The organism is Pseudomonas sp. K5002 (assembly GCF_013386655.1).
Taxonomy (GTDB): domain Bacteria; phylum Pseudomonadota; class Gammaproteobacteria; order Pseudomonadales; family Pseudomonadaceae; genus Aquipseudomonas.
In genome coordinates, this window is record NZ_JACARK010000191.1 from 239 (window position 1) to 7,895 (window position 7,657).

A 7,657-nucleotide genomic window follows, 5' to 3' on the forward strand; every position below is an offset into this window, starting at 1 on the left:
GTGCGCGGGCTGTACCGGATGTTTTCCAAGCGCGGGCTGGTGGTGGCGCAATACATCAAGCACCGACGCCTGGATTTCTGCGCCGAAACCCTGCGCCATTCGCCGGCGGAGCAGAAGCTGTCGGCACTCTGTTATGCCTGGGGCTTCTCCGACTCCAGCTACTTCTCATCGGCGTTCAAGTCGCGCTTCGGCGTGTCACCGGGCGAGTACCGCAAGCGCTATAGCCATCATTGATGCGTGCCGCTCCCGAACCTGGAATGCATTTTCCTGTGGGAGCCGGGCTTGCCCGCGATGCAGGCCACTCGGTCTGACAGGTACACCGCCGCGATCCCTTCGCAGCCTCGCCAAGGCTCGACAGCTCCCACATTCAATCATCGCGCCCTAGGGATACAACACCTCGCGGACCAGCATGGCGATGCTGGTCACGCCCATCTTTTCCTTGATCTTGGTGCGGTGCACGTCAACGGTCTTCACGCTGATGTTCAGCTCGCGGGCAATCACCTTGCTCGCCTTGCCGTCCACCACCAGCATCAACACTTCTCGCTCCCGGCTCGTCAGCAGCGCCAGCTTGCCTTGCAGGTGCTCGCGCTGTTCCTGGTCGGCCTGGGCCTGTACAGCGGTCTTCAGCGCGGCCTGGATGCGGTCGATCATCTGTTGCGGGTTGTAGGGCTTCTCGACGAAATCCAGCGCGCCGTTTTTCATTGCGGTGACCGACATCGGTATGTCGCCGTGGGCCGACACGAAGATGGTCGGCAAGGTGCTGCCGCGCCGGTTGAGGATCTCCTGCAACTGGAAGCCGCTGGTCTGCGGCATGCGCACGTCCAGCACCAGGCAGGCGGGCTGGCGCGGGTCGTAGTGCGCAAGGAACTCTTCGGCCCCGGCGAAACATTGGGCCTTTACGCTGACCGACTCCAGCAGCCAGGCCAGCGAGGTACGCAGGTCTTTGTCGTCATCAACGATGTAAACAATCGGTGTGCGAATTTCCATCAGGGACTGCCACGAGAATTTCTAATTATTGTTTTCGCACGCGGGCACGCTGCGGCGGACATTGGCTCATCTGTGGAGCCTTGCCAGCAGAATACCCAGTGTGAACGGCCCTGACGATAAAGAAACCACCTAGTCGGCATGGGGATCGTCTGAATGGTCGCGCCGCACGGGGCGTCTTAGTCTTGTGGCATCACCCACGGACCGTAAAGGGGCACCGACATGGCCGACCTGAGCCAGCAGCAAATCGACTTTCGCAACGCCATGGCGCAACTGCCGGCCGCGGTGAACATCATCACCACCAACGGCCCGGGCGGGCGTTGCGGGATCACGGCGAGTGCGGTGTGCTCGGTGACGGATTCGCCCCCCACGGTGTTGGTGTGCGTGAACCGCGGGAGTGCGACCCATGATGTGTTCCGTACCAATGGGCAGCTGTGCGTGAACGTGCTGTGCGGGGAGCAGGAAGAGCTGGCGCGGCACTTTGCCGGGATGACCCAGGTGCCCATGGCGGAGCGGTTTGCCTGGGACCTGTGGGACGGAGGCGAGGCGGGGGTGCCGGTGCTGCGGGATGCGCTGGTGCAGCTGGAAGGGCGTATCAGTGAGTGCAAGGAGGTAGGGTCGCATTCGGTGATGTTCGTGGAGTTGTCGCGGGTTGGGGTGCGGGGGCAGGGCGACAGCCTGGTGTACTTCAACCGGCTGTTTCACCGGATTGAGCATGCTGGCGCCCATTGCTGAAGGTTCAGGAGATCAAATGTGGGAGCGGGCTTGCTCGCGAAGGCGGTGTATCAGAAACCTATTCAGTGGCTGACACTCTGTCTTCGCGAGCAAGCCCGCTCCCACATGGGGCCTGCGGGGCAGTTGTTGGTCAGATGCGGAAGCTGCCCACCAGCTGATTCAAGCGTTCCGCTTCACGCTCAAGCTCGGTACAGGCCTGCAGCGTCGACTGCAGGTTTTCCACCCCGGCCTGGTTCAGCATATTGATCTCGGTAATGTCCACATTCAGCGCTTCCACCACTGACGTCTGTTCCTCGGTCGCCGCCGCTACCGACTGGTTGACGTTATCAATCTCGCCAATCCTCTGCGTCACACTGGCCAGCCGCGTACCCGCCAGGTTGGCGATGCTCACGCTTTCCTCGCTGTGCTGCTGGCTCTCGGTCATGGTGCTGACGGATTCCCGTGCGCCCACCTGCAACTCTTCGATCATCTGCTGAATCTCCAGCGCCGACTCCTGGGTGCGATAGGCCAGGCTGCGCACCTCATCGGCCACCACCGCAAACCCGCGCCCGGCCTCACCGGCCCGGGCCGCTTCAATGGCGGCGTTCAGTGCCAGCAGATTGGTCTGCTGGGAGATGCCCTTGATCACCTCCAGGATTTGCCCGATGTTCACCGTCTTGTGATTCAGCGCATCGATGTGCACGCACGAGGCGCTGATCTTGCCCGACAGTTCATTCATCACGGCAATCGTGCGCTCCACCACCTGGCGCCCGTCCTCAGCCTGTTGCCGGGCGCCGGAGGCTTGCTGCGACGCATCGGAGGCATTACGGGCGATTTCCTGGGCGGCGGCGCCCAGTTCGTTGATCGCCGCCGCGACACTGTTGGTGCGGGTCGCCTGTTCATCGAAGTTGTTCAGCGAGGAATTCGAGGCCAGCAGCACCCGCTTGACCACTTGGTTGACCCCGAGCCCCGCTGAAGACACTTCGCGGATCGACTGGTGGATGCGTTCGACAAAACGGTTGAAGGCGCTGGCCAACTGGCCGATCTCGTCCCGGGATTGCACCTCCAGCCGCCGCGTCAGGTCGCCTTCGCCACGGGAAATGTCCTCCATCACCCGGGTCAGGGTTTGCAGCGGCCGGGTGATGCGCAGCGCGGCGTACCAGATCAACAGCAGGCCGAGCAGGGCCGAGCCGCCACCCAGCAGCAGTTCCAGGGCGGTGCTTTTCACCCCTTGGGCATCGAGTTGCTGTTGCAGCGCGGTGACCGGCGCCAGCAGCACCGACTGCGGCACGCCCACCAGAACGCCCCACGGTGCGGCACCGGCAATCGGTGTCAGCGGTTCGAGTAGCTTGATTTGCTGTTGATCGACAAAGGTTTGCGGTTGCCCCTGGCGCAACGCGTCCAGTACCTGGGCGCCATCGTGCATGACTTCGCTGATCGGCTGCCCGAGGCGGCTGGCGTCCTCGCTGTAGGCGGAAATCACGCCTTCGGGGCTGACGATGCTGACTTGCCCGTGGCCGTCGAACAGTTGCCCGGCGCTGGTATGGCTGGCCTGTTGCAAGGCCGCCAGGTTGATGTCCAGGCCAATCACCGCGATCACCTTGCCGTGCTCCATCAGCGGGAACGCAATGCTGGTCACCAGCTTGCGGCTGCCGGAAGCCTCGTCGAAATACGGCTCCAGCACACAGGCCCTGGCGGTGTCGCGGGCGCAGGTGTAGAAGGCGTTGTACGGCGCGCCGCTGGGGCCGGGCGAGGTATTGGCCAGCAGCGCTTCGTCGCCGACTACCGCTGTCAGTTCACCCGGGGTGGCCTGCACCCAGTATTGGGCGAAGCGCCCGGCCTCGTTGCTGCCGACGGCGGCCTGGTCGACGAAGTGGGCATCGTCACCGTCCAGGGCATTGGCTTCGAAAATGACGTAAATCCCGAGCAGGTCGGGCTTGTCGACCAGGGCCTGGCGCAGCTGGGTATTCAGCTCCTGGCGCAACTCTGGGCGGGTCAGTTTGCCCTGTTGTTGCAGTTGCCGCAGGTACAGCACATAACGCGACAAGCCCTGGCCGTACTCATGGGTTTGCATGAAGGTGCGTTGCACCTGCATGGCCTGAACTTGCCCCAGGGCCTGCATGTGTTCCTTGGCGGCGGCAGCGAGCATGTCGCTGCTGGCCTGGGCCACGTGCTGGCTGCTCTGGTGGGTCTGGTACAGCGACAGGCTCATCAGCAGGCCGACCACCAATAACAGGCAGAGGCCGGCGAGCAGGGCGATCTTGCTCTGGATCGTGAGGAATTTCGTGTGCATTGCGAAGGCCTTGGCCAGGCGGGGCGATGGCGGCGCCACCGCCCCGGCCGGGCTTAGAAGTTAGTGGCGAACACCACTTGGCTGTAGAGGTTTTTATCGTGGTTGCCCAGCTGCGTGCCGCCTTGCTCGGCGCTCTTGTCCGGCTGGTACAGGCCGATCAGCGGCATCACCGTCAGGTGGTCGTTGACGTGCCATTCGGCATACAGGTCCAGCTCGTGGCCGTCGCTGTTGCCGAGGTTGCGGTCGATGGTCTTGAAGTCGAACAACACCGCGCCGACGTTGAGGTTCTGCAGGGGCGAAACCTTGAACGTGACGTTCTGGATGCGTGAGTTGTTGTTGAACGGCCCGGCGTAGTTGCCCGCCACTTCACCCTGGAACCAGGTGCCGTAGCCACGGCTGAAACCGTAGAACAGCGGGTCGAAGCCTTCCGAGAAGCGGCTGTAGCGGTAGCTCACATACGGCGTCCAGGTCACGTCGGAGAAGGTCCAGCCAGCTTCCAGGTACCAGGCGTCTTCGTTGCCGGTGTGGGGCTTGTCCTGCCAGGCGTATTCGCCGGACAGGAACAGGTTGGTCACCCCGGCATTGCCCGTGGCCCGCAGGCTGTAGGTCTTCATGCCATCGCGTTCCAGCTGCGTGGGGGAGGCGTACTGCTTGTCGACGTCGGTGGTGTCGATGTACGTCAGCCCCACGGTGCCTTCGGCGGCCACGTGTTCGAGGGTGGCGACGTACATCTCGGTCTTGGCCTGGGCACGGTTATCGGACTTGAGCCACATCAGGTCGCTGCGCCAGCCGTCCTTGCCGCCCAGGCGCAACACGGCGGTTTCGTCGAAGGCCTTGCGGGCGGCGATGTAGTAGCCGCCGCCGCGATTGAGGTCGCCATCGGCCACGCCCTTGCCGAAGTTCAGCGCGTCGCCGTCAATCAGGAAACCGTCGCCGACCACGATGTTCTGGCGGCCGAAGGACAGGTCCACGCCATTCTCGCCCAGGGCCTCAAACAACTTGCCCGAGCGCCAGCCGAGGTAGGCGTCTTCGAATTGGGTGGTGCGCTCCGAACCGTCGCTGAAACCTGCGGCATCGCCGTCGCCCCAGGTGCCGGAACTCAGCAGGTTGGCCGCACCGTAGGTGGTGCCGGCGCCGCTGAAGCTTTTGTCAAAGCTCAGGCCGTACTTCACGTAGCCCTCGCGCCAGGACGAGGAGCCCTTGGCCAGGCGGCCGGATTGACTGTAGTTCTGCTGGCTGTGGAAGGCACCGAATACCGCTTCCAGCGTGGCGTTCAGATGACTGCTGTCATCGGCGTACAGCTCATAAGCGCCGGCCGGGTTGGCGCCGATCATCAGCGCGAGGGTCGAGAGACGAAGCAAGGGGGACTTGAGCATGGTGTGGCATCCATTCTTGTTCATGACCACAGGGTTGGGGTCTGCCGCGATACTAATGCTGGCGAAGTGACGTGCCTTTTGTCTGGTTGCCAAAGACTTGACTGTGCTTGCCAGAATCCACGGTTTGGCAGCCCGGCCAATACGACTGGCACGCAGGGCAAAACCCGAGCGACCTTGAGCCCTGACAATCGTTGGCAACTTCGATGATTTCCAAGGTCGTTTTTCTATGTTCACTGCACACAGATTTTCCCTGGCCGGCCTGCTGTCGCTGGTCCTGGGCCACAGCGCATTCGCCGCTGAATGCGGCCCTGACCAGAACCGTGGCGCCCAGGTTTTCGCCAACGAATGCAGCGTGTGCCATGCGGTGGCGAAGGGCGGCGCGACAATGATGGGGCCAAACCTGGCGGGCGTTTACGGGCGTAAGTCCGGCTCCCTGGCGGGCTTCAGCTACTCCCAGGCGATGCGTGACAAAAACGTCGAGTGGCAAGCCGAGACCATCGCGCAATTCATCACCCAACCCCAGGCGTTTGTGCCCGGCACCTACATGCCCTACATGGGCCTGGCTTCGGCCGACGATCGCCAAGCGGTCGCCTGCTTTCTCAAAGAACAGCATTGAATACAGGTGAATCATGAGCAACGTTGAAATCCTGCCGCAGGTGGCTGCATTCCTGGACCGTCGTCATGGCTGCTTTATCGATGGCCAATGGGTATTTGCCGAGGGCGAACACATCAAGGTGATCAACCCGGCCACCGGGCAAACCCTGTGCGAAACCCTCGACGCGCCGCTGCACGTGGTGGAGCAGGCGGTGCAGTCGTCCCATGCGGCGTTCAAGTCCCGCGTGTGGTCGGGATTGCGCCCGGCCGACCGTGAGCGGATTTTGCTGAACTTCACCGCATTGGTTGAGGCCCATGCCGAGGAGCTGGCGCAGCTGGAAACCCTGAGCCAGGGCAAGTCGATCAACCTGGCGCGGGGGCTGGATCTGAACGCCACGGTGGAGTTCATGCGCTACATGTCGGGCTGGGCGACCAAGATCGAAGGGCAGACCTTTGACGTGTCCATCCCTTTGCCGCCGGGGGCCAGGTTCACTGCGTTCACCAAGCGCGAGCCGGTGGGCGTGGTGGTGGGCATCGTGCCGTGGAATTTCCCGCTGCTGATTGCGGCCTGGAAATTGATGCCGGCGCTGGCGACCGGGTGCACGGTGATCATCAAGCCGGCGATGGAAACGCCGCTGACGGCGATGCGCCTGGCGGAGCTGGCGCTGGAGGCGGGGATTCCGGCGGGGGTGTTCAACGTGGTGACCGGCGGCGGTGCGTCGGTGGGGGGCGTTCTGACTGCTCATCCGTTGGTGAGCAAGGTGTCGTTTACCGGTTCGACTGCGGTGGGCAAGAGCGTGGGGGTGGCGTGCATGGAGAACATGACGCGGTTTGCCCTGGAGTTGGGGGGCAAGAATCCGATGATCGTGTTGGCGGATGCGGATATTGATAAGGCGATCCAGGGGGCGATCCTGGGTGGGTTGCTGAACAACGGACAGGTGTGTGCGGCGGCTTCGCGCTTTTATGTGCATCGTTCGGTGTATGACCGGTTTGTCGAGGGGTTGGCGGCGGCGGTGTCGGCGATGCCGTTGGGGGCGGGGATGGATGGTGAGGCGGCGATTAATCCGTTGGTGTCGCGCAAGCAGCAGCAAGGGGTACTGCGCCATATCGAGCAGGCCCGGGCTGAAGGGGCGCGGGTGGTGATCGGTGGGGATGAGGTTGCGGGTGAGGGGTTTTATGTGCGGCCGACGATTTTGGCGGATATCGATCATGGGATGGCGGTGGCCCGGGAGGAGGTGTTTGGGCCGGTGTTGGGGGTGATGGCGTTTGATGATGAGGATGCGGTGATTGAGTTGGCCAATGACAATCGGTATGGGTTGGCGGCCAGTCTTTGGACCAATGATCTGGGTAAGGCGATGAACCTGGTGCCGCGGATCGAGGCGGGGACGGTTTGGGTGAATGCGCATGTGTTGCTGGACCCGGCGATGCCGTTTGGCGGGGTGAAGCAATCGGGGATGGGGCGGGAGTTTGGGCGGGCGGTGATTGAGGCTTATACCGAGCTGAAGTCGGTGTGTATTGCGCATTGATTGGGGGCATATCCGTTATTTAGGTCACGGCGACTTATGGTTTCGCTCTTACAGCGAGTCACTTTGCAAAAGCGACAAAGTAACCAAAGCGCTCTGCCCCGCCTGTCGGCGCCTCGCCTAGGCTCGGCGTTCCCTCACTCCGGCAGCACGAAGCGGGCCGCCGCGACGGG

6 protein-coding genes and 2 pseudogenes (1 of these 8 only partly in view) are annotated in these 7,657 nt (G+C 62.9%); 4 read left to right on the forward strand and 4 right to left on the reverse strand.

What is annotated here, in order from left to right; all coding sequences use genetic code 11:
* Positions 1-234: pseudogene (locus HX846_RS10730) on the forward strand (helix-turn-helix domain-containing protein) (its annotated part extends 238 nt beyond the left edge of the window); the annotation flags it as partial.
* A gap of 147 nt (positions 235-381) precedes the next feature.
* On the opposite strand, the gene HX846_RS10735 reads toward HX846_RS10730, so the two are convergent.
* Complete coding sequence (locus HX846_RS10735) at positions 382-987, reverse strand: response regulator transcription factor (protein WP_003212609.1); 606 nt, start codon at positions 985-987, stop codon at positions 382-384.
* Between the two features lie 219 nt (positions 988-1,206).
* Here HX846_RS10735 and hpaC point away from each other — a divergent pair, with 219 nt between their 5' ends.
* Positions 1,207-1,719: a 4-hydroxyphenylacetate 3-monooxygenase, reductase component gene (gene hpaC, locus HX846_RS10740; RefSeq protein WP_003212611.1), complete on the forward strand. Its 513-nt coding sequence runs from the start codon at positions 1,207-1,209 to the stop codon at positions 1,717-1,719.
* 130 nt (positions 1,720-1,849) lie between these two features.
* Here hpaC and HX846_RS40375 read toward each other — a convergent pair whose 3' ends face one another.
* The 3 genes and pseudogenes from HX846_RS40375 to HX846_RS10750 form a co-directional block, all read right to left on the reverse strand.
* Positions 1,850-2,680 carry a methyl-accepting chemotaxis protein gene (locus HX846_RS40375; protein WP_371132386.1) on the reverse strand — a complete coding sequence of 277 codons (831 nt, stop codon included), beginning with the start codon at positions 2,678-2,680 and terminating at the stop codon, positions 1,850-1,852.
* 24 nt (positions 2,681-2,704) lie between these two features.
* Positions 2,705-3,991: pseudogene (locus HX846_RS40380) on the reverse strand (HAMP domain-containing protein); the annotation flags it as partial.
* A 53-nt stretch (positions 3,992-4,044) separates the two neighbouring features.
* On the reverse strand, positions 4,045-5,367 hold the full coding sequence (locus HX846_RS10750) for a hypothetical protein (protein ID WP_177054156.1): 1,323 nt from the start codon (positions 5,365-5,367) through the stop codon (positions 4,045-4,047).
* 226 nt (positions 5,368-5,593) lie between these two features.
* Here HX846_RS10750 and HX846_RS10755 point away from each other — a divergent pair, with 226 nt between their 5' ends.
* Both HX846_RS10755 and HX846_RS10760 read left to right on the forward strand, forming a co-directional pair.
* Positions 5,594-5,983, forward strand: a complete 390-nt coding sequence (locus tag HX846_RS10755) for a cytochrome c family protein (RefSeq protein ID WP_178965369.1) — start codon at positions 5,594-5,596, stop codon at positions 5,981-5,983.
* Between the two features lie 13 nt (positions 5,984-5,996).
* Complete coding sequence (locus HX846_RS10760; protein WP_008431084.1) at positions 5,997-7,487, forward strand: aldehyde dehydrogenase family protein; 1,491 nt, start codon at positions 5,997-5,999, stop codon at positions 7,485-7,487.
* Positions 7,488-7,657: the final 170 nt, after the last annotated feature.